This window comes from Gilliamella sp. X-23, assembly GCF_057063545.1.
In genome coordinates, this window is record NZ_JBXSQG010000005.1 from 117,873 (window position 1) to 132,810 (window position 14,938).

Genomic DNA, 14,938 nt, shown 5'->3' on the forward strand with positions numbered 1-14,938 from the left:
CCTATTTTAATAGTTTAATTTTCTCTTTGGATATATAAAACAGTGTCATATTTTTAAGCTAAGTTACTAAAAAAACGACTTGCAGCCTCAATTGTGTGATTGATCTCTTTATCTGTATGTTTAAGTGACATGAATCCCGCTTCGAAAGCTGACGGTGCAAAATAAACACCTTCCGTTAGCATATGATGATAGAATTTTTTGAATAATTCAACATCACACCGCATCACATCTTGATAACTGGTCACTTCGGAAGCAGTTGTAAAAAATACCCCAAACATCGCCCCCGCATAATTCACCACTAATGGCACATTATACTTTTTAGCTGCTGCTAATAAACCATCGGCAAGTGCTGCAGTTTTATTTTCTAGCTCCTGATATATACCGACTTCCATCAACTTCGTTAACGTTGCATATCCAGCTGCCATTGCTACAGGATTACCTGAAAGGGTTCCTGCTTGGTATATTGGACCAGTTGGTGCTAATTGCATCATAATATCCGCACGACCACCAAATGCCCCAACAGGCATACCGCCACCAATAATTTTTCCTAAACAAGTCAAATCGGGCACTACATCATAATAATCTTGAGCACCACCAAGCGCGACTCTAAACCCCGTCATCACTTCATCAATAATCAATAAAGCACCATACTGATTACAAAGTTCACGCAAGCCTTGTAAAAACTCTTTTTTGGCCGGTACACAGTTCATATTGCCGGCGACAGGTTCAATAATAATGGCAGCAATATCGTTAGGATATTGCTCAAATTGCTTTTTGACTGACTCTAAATTGTTATAATCACAAACTAAGGTATGCTTAACAAAATCATTAGGTACACCAGGGGAAGTTGGGTGACCAAACGTAAGGGCACCAGATCCTGCTTTAACTAACAAATAGTCGGCATGTCCGTGATAGCAACCCTCAAATTTAATAATCTTATCGCGCCCTGTAAAACCACGAGCAACACGAATGGCGCTCATAGTAGCCTCGGTTCCCGAATTTACCATTCTCACCATTTCAATAGAAGGCATTAATTGTGCCACTAAATTGGCAACTTTGGTTTCAATTTCGGTTGGTGCTCCATAACTTAAACCATTACGCACCGCATTAATTACCGCATTGGCAACATCGGGATCGTTATGCCCAAGGATCATCGGCCCCCAAGAACCGACATAATCAATATAAGCTTTATTATCCACATCATAAATATATGCACCGTTTGCGCGCTCAATAAATAAAGGCGTACCACCCACACCATTAAATGCACGAACAGGTGAATTAACGCCACCAGGCATAACGGATAGTGCTTGATGATAAAGCTTTTCTGATTTGAAATTGTTTTGCATAACTGAGATGATCTCTCTATAAAAATTTGTTGTATTTATTCATAAAATCAAAATAAATTCAAGCCAACTAACAAAATTTATTCGATAGAAGTTTTCTATTTTGTATTTTCATTTAGCAAGGGTATATAATACAAAGATCAATATATTAGGAGAAGAATATGAGCGATGCTTTACCAATCAACTTTACTGATGCAGCAGCCAATAAAGTAAAATCACTAGTAACAGAAGAAGAAAACCCAAACTTAAAATTAAGGGTGTACATAACTGGTGGTGGCTGTAGTGGATTTCAGTATGGGTTTACTTTCGATGAAAAGGTAAATGAAGATGATCTAGCTATCGAAAAAAATGGCGTAGCACTAGTTATCGATCCCATGAGCTTACAATATCTTGTTGGTGGCACAATCGATTATGTAGAAGGCTTACAAGGTTCTCGCTTTGTGGTTGATAATCCTAATGCAACAACAACGTGTGGTTGTGGTTCATCTTTTAGTGTTTAAGTCATATTTAAGATTTTTTAGAACGCTAATAATTATTGCTAAGCAACACATCAGAATTTTTAACTGTTAAGCGGGATAGATGAATAAACCCACAAAATGTGACAAACATTGAGCAGTTAGATAATAATTTAAATTTTTTTGTTGACGGCAAATTTAAGATGGGTAAAATGCACAGCATTCAAAACGCAATTACCTTTCGGTAGTAAGTTTTGAGCCCGGGTGGTGAAATCGGTAGACACAAGGGATTTAAAATCCCTCGGCCTTTTTGGCCGTGCGAGTTCAAGTCTCGCCCCGGGCACCATTCAACAAACACCTCTTACGCGGGAATAGCTCAGTTGGTAGAGCACGACCTTGCCAAGGTCGGGGTCGCGAGTTCGAACCTCGTTTCCCGCTCCAATGTAAAATAGATCTAAATATATTAGAATCTGCAAAACATGTTATATCAATGTTTGAATATAATTTTACTTTCTCGGTGATACTAAAAAATTTAGCTCCAATTCATACTGAAAAATTTCTGTATTTTTTGGAATATAATAATGGTATGTCCACACTTTTTAGTACCAAAAAGATAAGGTCATCGATTTCTTTTGTATTCAATCGGCGATGGCAAATATGTGGGAAAACTTATAATAGGATAAATAATATGAAAACATTTATAAACACAATGATTTTGTTTTTTTTCTTTAGTTTGATAACAAATTATGCACATTCACATGTTCTAACGGATGTACAGAAACATTATGGTAATGAGCTAATTCATGGTTTAAAATATATTAATGATAAAGCAATTGAAGTTATCGAAGCATACAATAAAGAACACAATACTCACTGGGAGTCATTAGAGCCCGATTTAAGAATTATTGTTGCTAGGTGCTTAGTGCCACTCAAAGCTAAATGGGCAGAATATGATCCTCATAAAAAATTGTGGAATATACCTTCGGAATATTGGTATGTGTCAGTTTCTTGTGATAAAACCGTCAGCGATATTCCCGAAAGAAAAACCTGGGATATTTATGTTCCAACCACAAGGCCATTAGATCCAAGTCAAGTTAAAAAATAGGAATAAGCCAATTATTGCGGAGTCAATATTTATTCATGTAGGGAATTTATCGGAAGGATGTATTACCTGTTATGAAATACAAAAATGGAATGATTTATATCACTATTTAATTAGCAATAGATCAGACAGCGATGGCAAATATGTGGGAAAACTTATAATAGGATAAATAATATGAAAACATCTATAAACACAATGATTTTGTTTTTTTTCTTTAGTTTGATAACAAATTATGCACATTCACATGTTCTAACGGATGTACAGAAACATTACGGTAATGAGCTAATTCATGGTTTAAAATATATTAATGATAAAGCAATTGAAGTTGTCGAAGCATACAATAAAGAACACAATACTCACTGGAGATCATCAGAGCCCGATTTAAGAATTATTGTTTATAGGTGCTTAGTGCCAATCAAAGCTAAATGGGCAGAATATGATCCCCATAAAAAATTGTGGAATATACCTTCGGAATATTGGCATGTGTCCATTTCTTGTGATAAAACCGTCAGCGATATCCCTGAAATGGAAACCTGGGATATTTATGTTTCAACCACAAGACCATTAAAGCCAAGTCGAGTTGAAGAATAGAAATTTATTTTAACTTAATATTAGGTTACCGGTATGCCGTTTTTGTTATTACCCTTTATACCAGATGCTCCGAGTGAGAATTATTGGTATGTTTTAGTTGATTGTGCCTTGTTAAAGGGTTTTTATTTATCATTATCACAAATTGATAATTTACGTTATCTGGAAACAAGGCTAAATTAATCCTTTCATTTGGTAACAAAAAATTTATCTCGAACGAATTTAGTTTGCCAGCAAAAGATGATGAAGAATCAGTTATTCTTGAGGGTGATATAGACCAGATTAGTTGGTTAATATCCCCGACATTTTCGTTAGAGTACGAAGATAATGATACAGCTATGACAAAAAATAGTCTTTTTCCTGAAAAAATACCACTTGAGGCTTTTGTACTTTATGATGAACCAGCTAAATTTTATAAGAAAGGTGTTTGGGTTGAGGTATTGCGTTTTTTATTCAAAAATACAGATATTAATAATGACCAAGACACTGTTGTTTCAGCAGGGAAAATAGCTAAATATTGTCACAGTGAACATGGGATGGTTTATGAGGCTGTAAATGGGAAGAGCAGTTATTTTTCCTTTGACTTTCATATACCTTATTTTATGGACGAGTCAAACAAGGGAGAGTTTGGATTAAGGGGATATTTATCGAAGACAAAGTATGGCTTATTCGGTTCTACAAAAAAGAAAAATATTGTAAATTGTTACGATCAAGCTGCGGCAGTGCAGTCATTATGTGGTGCATTAGGCATTATATCTAAATGGATTTATATGAAACCTGTTGGTTATATAAAAACGACAAACCTAGTTGGAATTGGAAGCTGTAATAACCCTTTTTATAAATCTAATAATAGCAATAAAGTTGAATCTAGATTATTTGGTAAGCCGGGTGAAGGGACTATACGAATGGCGTTTGACAATCATGTATTTGTTAGATTAAAGGAAACAGGAATTATTTTAGATGCGACAATCGGTCCTTATATTGGAGATAAATCAGTACTAGAATATGCTAATGAAGTGTTAGATATAAAAGTTAATTTTAAATTTAATCAAAGAATTGCCAAAATTCTTGGAGAGCGGAGACCGCCAGAGGAATTTGTTTATCCAAAACCATTAACTGAATTGCCTTTAACACTTGAAGCTATAGAAAAGTCTTTCAAGGGTAAATATAAAGGTCATGAACATACTAGAGGTTATCCTCTAAAAGGAGCATCAAAAATTGTTTGGTAAAAAAAATTTATTTATTTTGGGGATGGTTTGTTTTGTTGTTAACTTATCCAATTCATCATTAGCATTAGCCAATATAGCACCAGAGGAAAATATTATGTCAGCCGTTGTTGTAACAAAAGAAACAATAGAATTAACACAAGAACAATTTTTTTCTCAAGAATTTGGTATTACATTAAACAAACTAACAAACTCTAATATAAAAGCTTATTTAGATTATTTCCAAAACAAAAAAATCATTAAAAATAATAATATATTTAATTTTTCAGATTTTTTACAACAATCTGAAGATAAACAAATTAAGCAAATGTCATTAAATACACATATAGCTGAAAAATTATCAACTGAATCTATAAATGGTAGTAATTATCGAATTGCACAAATAATGGAAACAGAATATGTTGACAATTTAAATAATAAAAAATTGGCAAAAAGAGTCGCGTTAGGGGTGCTACCCAAAGATAAGGTATCTATGAAAGATTCTGACCAATTTGTTGAAATTGAAATACTACTTTTATTTATAGAAGATGCAAACTTTATGGCTAAATTTAATTTTATTCGCAGTTTAAATACTGATAATTCCTCTGGGCGTTTTGCATATAATAAAGCGGAGTTGGGAACTTTTTCCCTTATGAATAAAGAGTCAGAAACGGAAGGGAATATTATTGCGCTTTTTCATAATAGTAATTTCAAAATATGGTATGTAAACCTTGCAGAACAAGACGTTATGCAAATTGCTCAATGGATATTTGATAATATCGAGTTTACTTTTGCTGATTAATACTAATAAAAGATGAAGAATCAGTTATTCTTGAGGATGATATAGACCAGATTAGTTGGTTAATATCCCCGACATTTTCGTTAGAGTACGAAGATAATGATACAGCTATGACAAAAAATAGTCTTTTTCCTGAAAAAATACCACTTGAGGCTTTTGTACTTTATGATGAGCCAGCTAAATTTTATAAGAAAGGTGTTTGGGTTGAGGTATTGCGTTTTTTATTCAAAAATACAGATATTAATAATGACCAAGACACTGTTGTTTCAGCAGGGAAAATAACTAAATATTGTCACAGTGAACATGGGATGGTTTATGAGGCTGTAAATGGGGCATACAGTTATATGGAAAAAGAGCACTGGTGGAATAAAAACGACTGTTCTGATGGCGGCGATATACATCTAAGGAAATATCTTTTAAAAAAAATTAAAAAGGTCAATTGCTATGACCAAAGTGGCGCTATTCAATCATTGTGTGGCGCATTGGGAATTAAAACTGACTGGATTTATATTAAACCAGTTGGGTATATTAACACAACTAATTTAGTCGGTATTGGTAAATGCAACAATCCTTTTTATAAAAGTTTAGCTTTGGGGGAAGCGATTGCACATAAATTATATAGCCATCAGACAAAACGTAAGTTGCGAACTTATTTTAGCAATCATATCATTATCAGATTGGAAAAAAATTATACTATTTTAGATGCTACAATTGGATCATATGTTGGAAATAAATCTCTATTACAATACGCGGAAGCAGTGATAGATATTAGTGCTAATCAGATACATAATGACCCATTTCCTGAGTCATTAACAAGTAAACCATTAACAGTTGATATAATGGAAAAAGCTTGCAAAGGCGAATATAAAAAATTTGAACATAGTTGTGGCTATCCTTGTAAAGGAGTAACTGATGTTATTTGGTAAAAATATAACATTTTTGGTATTTGTTTTCGGAGCAATATTATCTTTACAATATGTAAATGCTAATCTAATATTTTACCCAAAACAAGAAAGCGAAATGACATTTGTAACAAAAAAAAACAAGATGTTATATTTTCAAATGAACCGTCTAAAAAAGAGTATGATTATTTTTCAACATTCTCTGATATACAACTTTATATTAATAGAGATCATAGAATAGCAGCGGCTGATAAAATTTTGGGATTGTCTGGACTTCTTTTGCATCCCCATAAACAAATTAAACAGATAAATATTGGCTCAGCATTAGATAAGCAACCTGTATTAAAATTAAAAAGTGATAATGTTTATAATATAAAAACTATTATTGAAAAGGAATATATGGATGAAATACATAATACTATTTTTGCCCGAGATAAAAAAATAACAATATCAAAAACTAATGAAAAGTATGATCGCGATATTACTAGTGAAGCTGAAATCAATATTTATCTTTTGACTAATGATGTTAGTAATCGTTTCACACAATACCTTTTTATTCAAAGTTTATGTGATAATTCAGCCCCCCATTTTACTTATATTGAAGGACCAAAAACATTAGGAACACTTTCGGCTAAGCATAAAATTTTTGAGTCAAATGGACGTCTAAAATGGATTTACTACAACAGTTCCTTTGAGTTAAAAAGTAGTAATATCCCTGAACAAGACGTTATGCAAATTGCTCAATGGATATTTGATAATATCGAGTTTATTTTTGCTGATTGAATCTCTTTTAAGCGTTTGATATTTGAGCTTTCCATACCACCGTATTTTTCTCGCCATTTATAAAAAGTCGAGTTGTTCATGCCATATTTACGACAAAGTTTTTTAACGAGAATGCCGGCTTCTGCTTTTTTTAATATCGATACGATTTGGTGTTCTGTCATCTTTTTGACGTTGCAATCCTCTTTTTCTTTTATCATAGAGAACTTTTTCTTTTTTTGCTGTGCTATTTTAGGGAATAGCTAAAAATGTGGGGGATTAAAGTGTTTTCGATAATTTGCACGCATAATGCGAGCGATTTTTTAAGTAATAATTAATCGTATTTTAGCTATTACAATCGCTTAATATCTCATTATGTAAAATCGCATTGCATAATAGAAATTAATTATCGCAATCAAAGTAATAATCTTATAACTTGTTTAAATTTTAGAGTAAAATACAATCAATAAGTTATATTAATAATCATACCCAATTTTAGTCATAAAACCGATACATATTGATTGTCAATTAAATAAAAGCTATACCAGTTTTATATAAATTGTTACCCGTTTCGATACAGAAGTTTCTATTGATTTTGCATTTTGGAATTATAGTTCAACATATAATGTTTAGCTTGGAGGAAGGACATGTATTTATTAGAAATGGCACCAAAATTTTTATTAGCTATATTTATTTTACTTATTTATGTCAAATTATCAGGAAAGAGTCAAATTGCACCAATGTCGCAGCTCGATCAGGTTGGTAGTATGGTCATTGGTGCGCTAGTTGGGGGCGCGTTGCTTAGCCCAACAGTGTCACCTTGGGAAGCGTCTGGATTAGTTGCAATTTGGGCGGGGTTGCTTGTTTTAATTCGATTTATCAAATCTAAAAATTCACGTTTACGTGACACAATTGATGGTAAACCAATTCAATTAGTTAAAAATGGCCATTTAATAACGGATAATTTTATTAAAGCAAACTTACCAGTAAGGGATTTTGAAACATTAGTTAACATTCAAGGCATTCCCTCATTTGGTGACTTAAAAGAAGTTTGGTATGAACTCAATGGTTCTTTAACCCTTATCAAAAAAGGTGATAAAGATATTGCTGTGCTCATTATTGAAAATGGTGCAATTAGTCAGGATAATCTTAAGCAGCTTAACAAAGATGAAGATTGGGTTAAACGCGAGATCACCAAACAAGGTTACGAAAAAATAGAAGATATTTTTTGCGCTGAATGGTTTGATAATAAGTTGATTATTTATCCTTATGATGCAGTTCGTGAAGGTAAAAAATAATCATTTTTAGGGTGGACTGAGGTCCACCCATTTTCAACTCAATTAATTTATATCCACTGACTAATTAACGCAGTTGGCTATCTTTACTGCCACGGCGATTATATAGGCTTGATGCTTTGGTTAATTGCTTATCGATTTCTTGTTGGCAAGACAGACAATATTGCACTCCGGGTAATGCTGCTTTTCTGGCTTCGGCAATAGGTTCTCCACACTCAATACAAAAATCTGCGCTAGTGGTACCGTGATTAAGTTGTCGTCTTGCGATTGCAATAGCATCAGCAATGGTGCCTTCAATTTGTTGATTAACCGCATCGTCAGATGCCCATCCACTTGCCATAAACAATTCCTTCTATAACTGAAATAGTTGATAAATAAAATGGTGTTTTTTTATACTTTTTCAAGTAATATGCTAGGTAATGGCCGATCATTTTAATGTGAATGATAAAGCTAGTGTTAAGCAACACATAGATTCATTGTTAAACATTATAAAATCAGGAGGTTATTATGCAACAATATGAACAAGCAACGTTTGCCGGTGGTTGTTTTTGGTGTATGGTTAAACCGTTTGATCAGTATGATGGGGTTATTAATGTGGTGTCGGGGTATACGGGAGGACATGTTGTCAACCCAACCTACCAGCAAGTTTGTGCTGGTCATACTGGCCATACTGAAGCGGTACAAATCACGTTCGATCCTAAAATTATCAGTTATAAAAAGCTTCTTGATATCTTTTGGCGCCAAATTGATCCGACTGACTCACAAGGTCAATTTGCTGATAGGGGGAATTCTTATCGTCCAGTTATTTTTTATCATAACGAATTTCAGCACCAATTGGCATTGGCATCGAAACAAGCTTTACAAGAAAGCGGATGTTTTGATAAACCAATTAAGGTAGCCATTGAACCTGCAACTGCTTTTTATTTAGCTGAAGATGACCATCAAAATTATTACATTAAACAGCCACAACATTATAATCGATATTACCAATTATCAGGGCGAGCCCATTTTTTGTCTGAGCATTGGACAAATAATAAATAATAGGATGACTTCATCATGCAAAACTATCCACAATATAGCAGTAAACAAAAATGGATTCATTGGTTAACATTGGTATTAATTGTAGTTGCTTTTTTGCTGGTTACGTTTAAAGTGACATTGTCACATTATTTAGGAGGGATGGCCAATATTTATTTATTGCATAAATCCTTTGGTGTGCTGATTTTTGGCATCACATTTTGGCGTTTGGTAGTGATTAAGCGGCAAGGGGTGCCTAATGTGTTGCCAAAAGATCATAAACTACAGCGAATTTTGTCAAAATCAATACAAGGAGTTATCTATCTTTTATTAATGATTGTTCCGCTTTCAGGTTATTTAATGAGTAGTCGATCGCTTGATGTCTTTGGGATTATCTCTATTCCTGCTATTGATATGCCCAATAAGGCTTATCAGATATTTCACCAAACCCACAAAATGAGCGCGTATTTTCTTTCTGTTTTACTTATTGTACATATAGTTGCAGCTTTGTTTCATTATTTTTGGATTAAGGATAAAGTATTACAGTCAATGTTAAGCCGTAATTAATCTAAATAAATTAAAAAATAACATAAAATAATGAAGGTGGTTTATGGAAAATACAATGAAGCAAAAAGCACTCTCAAAATTAACACCCATGCAATACCATATTACACAACGAAACGGCACTGAACCGCCATTTGACAACGAATTTAACGCCAATTATCGGGAAGGGATTTATGTTGATATCGTATCGGGCGAACCGCTATTCAGCTCGTTAGATAAATTTGACTCGGGGTGTGGTTGGCCGAGTTTTTCTAAACCGATAGAGAAGGGCAACATTGTTGAAAAAAAAGACACCAGCTTTGGTATGCGCCGAACTGAAGTTCGATCGGTTAGTGCTGATTCTCATCTTGGTCATGTTTTTAATGATGGACCAAAAGATTTAGGTGGACTGCGCTATTGCATCAACTCGGCTTCGTTACGCTTCATTCCAAAAGATGAGCTTGAAGAAGAAGGTTATGGGCAATATTTAAAGCTGTTTGATAAATCATAAATAAAAGGCGACAAAACAATCGCATAAAACAAAAAATCCTATCATCTCAGCAAAAGATGATAGGATTAATAAAAACATAGTTAGATTAATTCTTTCGTTTAAATAAAATATAACTAATTAATAAAAACACAAAACTAGTGATAAGTGATCCAATAACAGGATAAATGCCCATCACAATACTGACTTGGGCAAACAAATTATCGGCAATATAAAACAAGAAACCAAAGCTAATGCCAATCAGCACACGAATCCCCATCGATACGCTACGTAACGGACCAAAAATAAACGATAAAGCTAACAACATCATCACCGCCACCGAAACCGGCTTGATAATCTTTTTCCAAAATAGTAAATCGTAATACTTGGTATCTTGCCCTGAGCTTTTAAGGTATTGCGAATATTGATAAAGCCCCGAAGCCGATAATGATTCTGGATCAAACGCGACAATACTGAGTTTATCGGGAGTAATATTCGTTTTCCAAGGTGTGGATACCATATTAAAGCCCACTACTTTATTCGGCTCTGTTAGCTCATTTTTTTCGACTTGCGACAAATTCCACGCGTCATTTTCATATACACCATAAGCAGCGTGGGTAATGGATTGCAACTTATTTTGATCAACCGAATAAATATACACATTTGAAATTGAATTATCGTTATTTATATGCCCAATATACACATAATCATTACCATCCTTAGCCCAAAGACTGCCTTGTTCAGCCATCAACGAATTTCCATACAGTTTTTCAGAACGCATATTACGTGCCGTTTGTTCGCTAACTGGCGCAACCCATTCACCAATCGCCATGGTAATTAACACCAATGGTAAGGCAGTTTTCATCACTGCAAACGCAATTTTAAAACGGCTAAAGCCCGAAGTTTCCATTACAATTAGTTCACTGCGTGACGCCAGCAAGCCCAAACCAATTAAAGCACCTAACAGTGCTGCCATAGGAAAGAACACTTCTAAATCTTTTGGCACCATTAACAGGGTATAAATCCCCACAGAAAACGCATCATAATCAACTTTAATTTTTCGCAGCTGATCAATAAAACGGATAATACCCGACAAACTAATAAGTAAAAAAAGGCTAACACCGATGGTGCTTAAAATAGTTTTACCGATATAACGATCTAAAATCGAAAACACGCTTTTCTCCTTAAGATGCCGCATATTTTAAGCGAAGTTTACGCATAAATAGGTTATCCCAACAATTCAAAATAAGCGCTAGCACAAAATATCCTAAATTCAAAATATAAAACCATAATTCGGGATCTAAACGGCTTTTACCTGCATTAGCCTTAATAGAGCTGGCCGACAAAAAGTAAACCAAATACAGCAGTAAAGCTGGTAAAACTTGTGCAAGTCGCCCTTGGCGAGGGTTAGACACGCTCAGTGGAATCACTAAAAATGCCATTAATGGCACTGAAATAATCAAAGTTATTCGCCAATAAAATTCAGCCGTAGCTTTTGGTGTATTGGTGCTTGCCAGCTCAAATAATCCCAATTGTTGAACATCAGTTTTATCTGTATCCTCATTGGTTGACAACACTTTGGGTTTAATAATGCCTAAATAATTATGAAAGTTTGAAATTCGAAAATCCTTCAATTGTGCTGTGCCTTCATAACGATTGGCATTTTCAAGAGCGATGATTTGATTACCTTCATCATCATGTCCGGTCTTTCCCTTATTAGCAATAATAACGGAAGGGCGTTGATTGGTTTTTGGATTGATTTGAGCAATAAACACATTTTCTAAATTATTATTATCCACATTACCAATATAAATCACCGAATTACCATCAGGCGTTTGTTGAAATTGCCCAGCTAACAATCCCGCTAAACTAGGGTTTATTTTAGCATTGGCAAGTAGTTGATCTTGCTTAACGTTAGACCAAGGACCAAACCAAAGTGAATTGAGTGCCGTTAATATGCAGGTTAAAATACACAGAAAAAGCACCACTTGATAAGTCAAATTCTTCTTAACTCCACAAGCATGCATAGCTACCATTTCGCTATCAGAATAAAGCCGTCCAAAAGTTACCAAAACGCCAAGAAACAGGCTTAAAGGTAAAATAAGATCGGCCATATTTGACACACCTAACACCAACAATGGCATAATTAATTCATGCGGGATCGAACCATCAATCGCACTCGATAAAATTCTAATTAATTTTTGAGAAAAGAAAATCAACAATAAAATAAATAAAATTGCCCCTTGGGTTTTCAATGTCTCTTTAACTAAATATCGACGAATTATCACAATTTACCTATATATGCTGGTACAAAATCGGGTTATTATAATCTGATTTGCTTAGTTTTAGTTATCTTTTTGTTGCTATCCAATACTGAACCGATAAAATATTGACAATCCCCATCAATTCATAAACGAGAAGCACCATGGAATTTCAAATAAAAAACAGCACTATTATAACCAAACAAAAAGCAGAGTGTTTAGTTATTTCAATTGATTCAGGAAAAAGTCAGTCAGATTTTGTTAAAGAAATCGACAAATCAACTAACGGTCTAGTGAGCCAGCTTATCAAATCAGGCGATATCAGCCACGAATTGGGCAAAACTACATTATTATATGCAACTAGCGGCAATCTAAAACAAAAACTCTTATTTGTTGGGTGCGGCAACGCTAAAGCATTTGACTTAATGCAAGCCCAAAAAGTCATTCAGGCTGTCATTAAAGAACTGCTTGCCAAAAAAATCAAAAGCATCGCGTGGGACTTATTGAATGTTAATCACACAAATAGCCTACAAATTGCCAAACAGCTACCGCAAATTGTTAGCGACATAACCTATCAGTTTGACGAATTCAAAACAACTAAAACTCCGGCCCCCAGCCTAACAAAAGTGACATTATTAGTTAGTGAAAAAAGTATGTTAACAAAATTAACTAACAACTTGTTACAGGGTGAAATTATTGCTAATGCTATTACTGCAACTAAAACTATTGCCAACATGCCATCGAACGTTTGCAATGCAAAATATTTAGCCGAGCAAGGCAAACAACTTAGCAAAGTACATCCATCACTCAAAGTCACCTGCCTTGGTGAAAAGGAACTGGCAAAATTAAATATGAATGCCTACTTAGCTGTTGGGCGCGGATCGCAAAATGAATCGATCATGACCATTATTGAATACCAAGGCGCTAAAGACAAAAAAGCCCAGCCTTATGTGTTAGTTGGCAAAGGGCTAACGTTTGATTCGGGTGGTATATCTATCAAACCTGCCGCAGGCATGGACGAAATGAAATACGACATGTGTGGCGCTGCAACGGTTTATGGTGTTATGCAAGCTGTTGCTGAACTTAAATTACCGATCAATGTTGTGGGCGTTATGGCCGGCTGTGAAAATATGCCTGATGGCAACAGTTACCGCCCAGGTGATATACTCACCACTATGTCAGGCACCACGGTTGAAGTGATTAACACCGATGCCGAAGGACGCTTGGTATTGTGCGATGCTTTAACATATGTTGAACGCTACAATCCAAAAACCGTCATCGACATTGCCACCTTAACAGGCGCTTGTATTGTTGCACTTGGTCATCACTATACAGGTGTTATGGGCAACAACGACAAATTAGTTGCACAATTGGTTAGCGCATCGCAAAAAGCTGGCGACAAAGCTTGGGCTTTGCCAATCGACAATGAATTCCAAGAACAGATCAAATCCACATGCGCTGACATTGTTAATGCCGGTGGGCGTGATGGTGGCACGATTACTGCTGCCTGTTTTCTATCTCGATTTACTGAAAAGTACCAATGGGCACATTTAGATATTGCCGGCACTGCATGGAAGTCTGGCTCCCAAAAAGGTGCAACGGGACGTCCTGTTGCTATGTTGATTCAATATCTACTTGACCAATAAATCGAGCCAGTATTTATGAAAAAAGTGATCTTCTATCTACTCGAAAACCAAACCGAAGCCAACGAATCAGGCGTGCTTTATTACGAAAAACTAGCATGCCAAAAAATTGTCGAAGCATGGCAAGCTCACTTACGTGTGCAAGTTGCATGTCAAGATCAGGCTCAAGCCGAGCGAATAGACGAATACCTATGGCAACTGAGCACCGACAGCTTTGTACCACATAATTTAGCCGGTGAAGGTATGAAAGGGGGATCACCAGTCGAAATTAGCTGGCCACAAAAACGCAGCAGCGGCCGCCGACCGCTGCTTATTAATTTACAAGAGCAGTTTCCTGAATTTGCCAATGTTTACCATGATATTATTGACTTTGTTCCAGTTGGAGAAGATTTAAAGTCTCTAGCACGGGTAAGGTATAAATGTTATAAAGAGGCAGGGTTTAATCTTAAAACTATATCGGTTACATGTGACTAAGGTGAAGGCGTTTTTAACTAAAAACATTCCCCTCCAAAAACACACCAACAAAACCCCCAACCTTA

17 protein-coding genes, 2 tRNA genes and 1 pseudogene are annotated in these 14,938 nt (G+C 35.1%); 15 read left to right on the forward strand and 5 right to left on the reverse strand.

What is annotated here, in order from left to right; genetic code table 11:
* Positions 1-53 precede the first annotated feature (53 nt).
* Positions 54-1,346, reverse strand: coding sequence for a glutamate-1-semialdehyde 2,1-aminomutase (gene hemL / locus ACYH9I_RS05115; RefSeq protein WP_483559400.1), 1,293 nt, complete (start codon positions 1,344-1,346; stop codon positions 54-56).
* Between the two features lie 158 nt (positions 1,347-1,504).
* Between hemL and erpA the strand changes: the two genes are divergently transcribed.
* From erpA to ACYH9I_RS05160, 9 genes are all read left to right on the forward strand, one after another.
* Positions 1,505-1,843 carry an iron-sulfur cluster insertion protein ErpA gene (erpA, locus tag ACYH9I_RS05120; protein ID WP_267332595.1) on the forward strand — a complete coding sequence of 113 codons (339 nt, stop codon included), beginning with the start codon at positions 1,505-1,507 and terminating at the stop codon, positions 1,841-1,843.
* Between the two features lie 213 nt (positions 1,844-2,056).
* Positions 2,057-2,144, forward strand: a tRNA-Leu gene (locus tag ACYH9I_RS05125).
* Between the two features lie 19 nt (positions 2,145-2,163).
* Positions 2,164-2,239 (forward strand) — tRNA-Gly (locus tag ACYH9I_RS05130).
* 247 nt (positions 2,240-2,486) lie between these two features.
* A complete protein-coding gene (locus ACYH9I_RS05135) occupies positions 2,487-2,903 on the forward strand; it encodes a hypothetical protein (protein ID WP_483559402.1) in 417 nt (138 codons plus the stop codon).
* Positions 2,904-3,074: 171 nt separating this feature from the next.
* On the forward strand, positions 3,075-3,491 hold the full coding sequence (locus ACYH9I_RS05140) for a hypothetical protein (protein WP_483559404.1): 417 nt from the start codon (positions 3,075-3,077) through the stop codon (positions 3,489-3,491).
* Positions 3,492-3,715: 224 nt separating this feature from the next.
* The gene (locus ACYH9I_RS05145; RefSeq protein ID WP_483559406.1) at positions 3,716-4,717 is read left to right on the forward strand and encodes a hypothetical protein; all 1,002 of its coding nucleotides are present in this window, start codon (positions 3,716-3,718) and stop codon (positions 4,715-4,717) included.
* Positions 4,707-5,495, forward strand: a complete 789-nt coding sequence (locus tag ACYH9I_RS05150) for a hypothetical protein (RefSeq protein ID WP_483559408.1) — start codon at positions 4,707-4,709, stop codon at positions 5,493-5,495. Before ACYH9I_RS05145 ends, ACYH9I_RS05150 begins: the two co-directional genes overlap by 11 nt.
* Positions 5,496-5,602: 107 nt before the next feature.
* Positions 5,603-6,418, forward strand: a complete 816-nt coding sequence (locus tag ACYH9I_RS05155; RefSeq protein ID WP_483559410.1) for a hypothetical protein — start codon at positions 5,603-5,605, stop codon at positions 6,416-6,418.
* A gap of 234 nt (positions 6,419-6,652) precedes the next feature.
* A complete protein-coding gene (locus ACYH9I_RS05160; RefSeq protein WP_483559411.1) occupies positions 6,653-7,177 on the forward strand; it encodes a hypothetical protein in 525 nt (174 codons plus the stop codon).
* On the opposite strand, the pseudogene ACYH9I_RS05165 reads toward ACYH9I_RS05160, so the two are convergent.
* Positions 7,174-7,374, reverse strand: a pseudogene (locus ACYH9I_RS05165) (transposase); the annotation flags it as partial. The gene ACYH9I_RS05160 and the pseudogene ACYH9I_RS05165 overlap by 4 nt on opposite strands.
* Before the next feature lie 426 nt (positions 7,375-7,800).
* Here ACYH9I_RS05165 and ACYH9I_RS05170 point away from each other — a divergent pair.
* On the forward strand, positions 7,801-8,451 hold the full coding sequence (locus ACYH9I_RS05170) for a DUF421 domain-containing protein (protein ID WP_483559413.1): 651 nt from the start codon (positions 7,801-7,803) through the stop codon (positions 8,449-8,451).
* Positions 8,452-8,515: 64 nt separating this feature from the next.
* Here the strand turns inward: ACYH9I_RS05170 and ACYH9I_RS05175 are convergent, their stop codons facing one another.
* Positions 8,516-8,788: a DksA/TraR family C4-type zinc finger protein gene (locus ACYH9I_RS05175; RefSeq protein WP_091346840.1), complete on the reverse strand. Its 273-nt coding sequence runs from the start codon at positions 8,786-8,788 to the stop codon at positions 8,516-8,518.
* Between the two features lie 167 nt (positions 8,789-8,955).
* Between ACYH9I_RS05175 and msrA the strand changes: the two genes are divergently transcribed.
* Genes msrA through msrB form a run of 3 tightly spaced genes read left to right on the forward strand, consistent with a single transcriptional unit; the run spans position 8,956 to position 10,519 of the window.
* Positions 8,956-9,489 carry a peptide-methionine (S)-S-oxide reductase MsrA gene (gene msrA / locus ACYH9I_RS05180; RefSeq protein ID WP_483559415.1) on the forward strand — a complete coding sequence of 178 codons (534 nt, stop codon included), beginning with the start codon at positions 8,956-8,958 and terminating at the stop codon, positions 9,487-9,489.
* A 15-nt stretch (positions 9,490-9,504) separates the two neighbouring features.
* Positions 9,505-10,032, forward strand: coding sequence for a cytochrome b (locus tag ACYH9I_RS05185; protein ID WP_483559417.1), 528 nt, complete (start codon positions 9,505-9,507; stop codon positions 10,030-10,032).
* Between the two features lie 55 nt (positions 10,033-10,087).
* The gene (msrB, locus tag ACYH9I_RS05190) at positions 10,088-10,519 is read left to right on the forward strand and encodes a peptide-methionine (R)-S-oxide reductase MsrB (RefSeq protein ID WP_483559466.1); all 432 of its coding nucleotides are present in this window, start codon (positions 10,088-10,090) and stop codon (positions 10,517-10,519) included.
* A gap of 85 nt (positions 10,520-10,604) precedes the next feature.
* Here the strand turns inward: msrB and lptG are convergent, their stop codons facing one another.
* Both lptG and lptF read right to left on the reverse strand, forming a co-directional pair.
* Complete coding sequence (gene lptG, locus ACYH9I_RS05195) at positions 10,605-11,693, reverse strand: LPS export ABC transporter permease LptG (protein WP_483559418.1); 1,089 nt, start codon at positions 11,691-11,693, stop codon at positions 10,605-10,607.
* Entirely contained in the window at positions 11,680-12,783 is a 1,104-nt protein-coding gene (gene lptF / locus ACYH9I_RS05200) for an LPS export ABC transporter permease LptF (protein ID WP_483559419.1), read from the reverse strand. Before lptF ends, lptG begins: the two co-directional genes overlap by 14 nt.
* Before the next feature lie 137 nt (positions 12,784-12,920).
* Here lptF and ACYH9I_RS05205 point away from each other — a divergent pair, with 137 nt between their 5' ends.
* Positions 12,921-14,402, forward strand: a complete 1,482-nt coding sequence (locus tag ACYH9I_RS05205) for a leucyl aminopeptidase (RefSeq protein WP_483559420.1) — start codon at positions 12,921-12,923, stop codon at positions 14,400-14,402.
* A gap of 15 nt (positions 14,403-14,417) precedes the next feature.
* Complete coding sequence (locus ACYH9I_RS05210) at positions 14,418-14,873, forward strand: DNA polymerase III subunit chi (protein ID WP_483559422.1); 456 nt, start codon at positions 14,418-14,420, stop codon at positions 14,871-14,873.
* The last annotated feature ends 65 nt before the right edge of the window (positions 14,874-14,938 follow it).

Bases quoted from the DNA above. Each gene is read 5' to 3' on its own strand.
- hemL (WP_483559400.1), bottom strand. From the start codon at position 1,346: ATGCAAAACAATTTCAAATCAGAAAAGCTTTATCATCAAGCACTATCC.
- erpA (WP_267332595.1), top strand. From the start codon at position 1,505: ATGAGCGATGCTTTACCAATCAACTTTACTGATGCAGCAGCCAATAAA.
- ACYH9I_RS05135 (WP_483559402.1), top strand. From the start codon at position 2,487: ATGAAAACATTTATAAACACAATGATTTTGTTTTTTTTCTTTAGTTTG.
- ACYH9I_RS05140 (WP_483559404.1), top strand. From the start codon at position 3,075: ATGAAAACATCTATAAACACAATGATTTTGTTTTTTTTCTTTAGTTTG.
- ACYH9I_RS05155 (WP_483559410.1), top strand. From the start codon at position 5,603: ATGACAAAAAATAGTCTTTTTCCTGAAAAAATACCACTTGAGGCTTTT.
- ACYH9I_RS05170 (WP_483559413.1), top strand. From the start codon at position 7,801: ATGTATTTATTAGAAATGGCACCAAAATTTTTATTAGCTATATTTATT.
- ACYH9I_RS05175 (WP_091346840.1), bottom strand. From the start codon at position 8,788: ATGGCAAGTGGATGGGCATCTGACGATGCGGTTAATCAACAAATTGAA.
- msrA (WP_483559415.1), top strand. From the start codon at position 8,956: ATGCAACAATATGAACAAGCAACGTTTGCCGGTGGTTGTTTTTGGTGT.
- ACYH9I_RS05185 (WP_483559417.1), top strand. From the start codon at position 9,505: ATGCAAAACTATCCACAATATAGCAGTAAACAAAAATGGATTCATTGG.
- msrB (WP_483559466.1), top strand. From the start codon at position 10,088: ATGAAGCAAAAAGCACTCTCAAAATTAACACCCATGCAATACCATATT.
- lptG (WP_483559418.1), bottom strand. From the start codon at position 11,693: ATGCGGCATCTTAAGGAGAAAAGCGTGTTTTCGATTTTAGATCGTTAT.
- ACYH9I_RS05205 (WP_483559420.1), top strand. From the start codon at position 12,921: ATGGAATTTCAAATAAAAAACAGCACTATTATAACCAAACAAAAAGCA.
- ACYH9I_RS05210 (WP_483559422.1), top strand. From the start codon at position 14,418: ATGAAAAAAGTGATCTTCTATCTACTCGAAAACCAAACCGAAGCCAAC.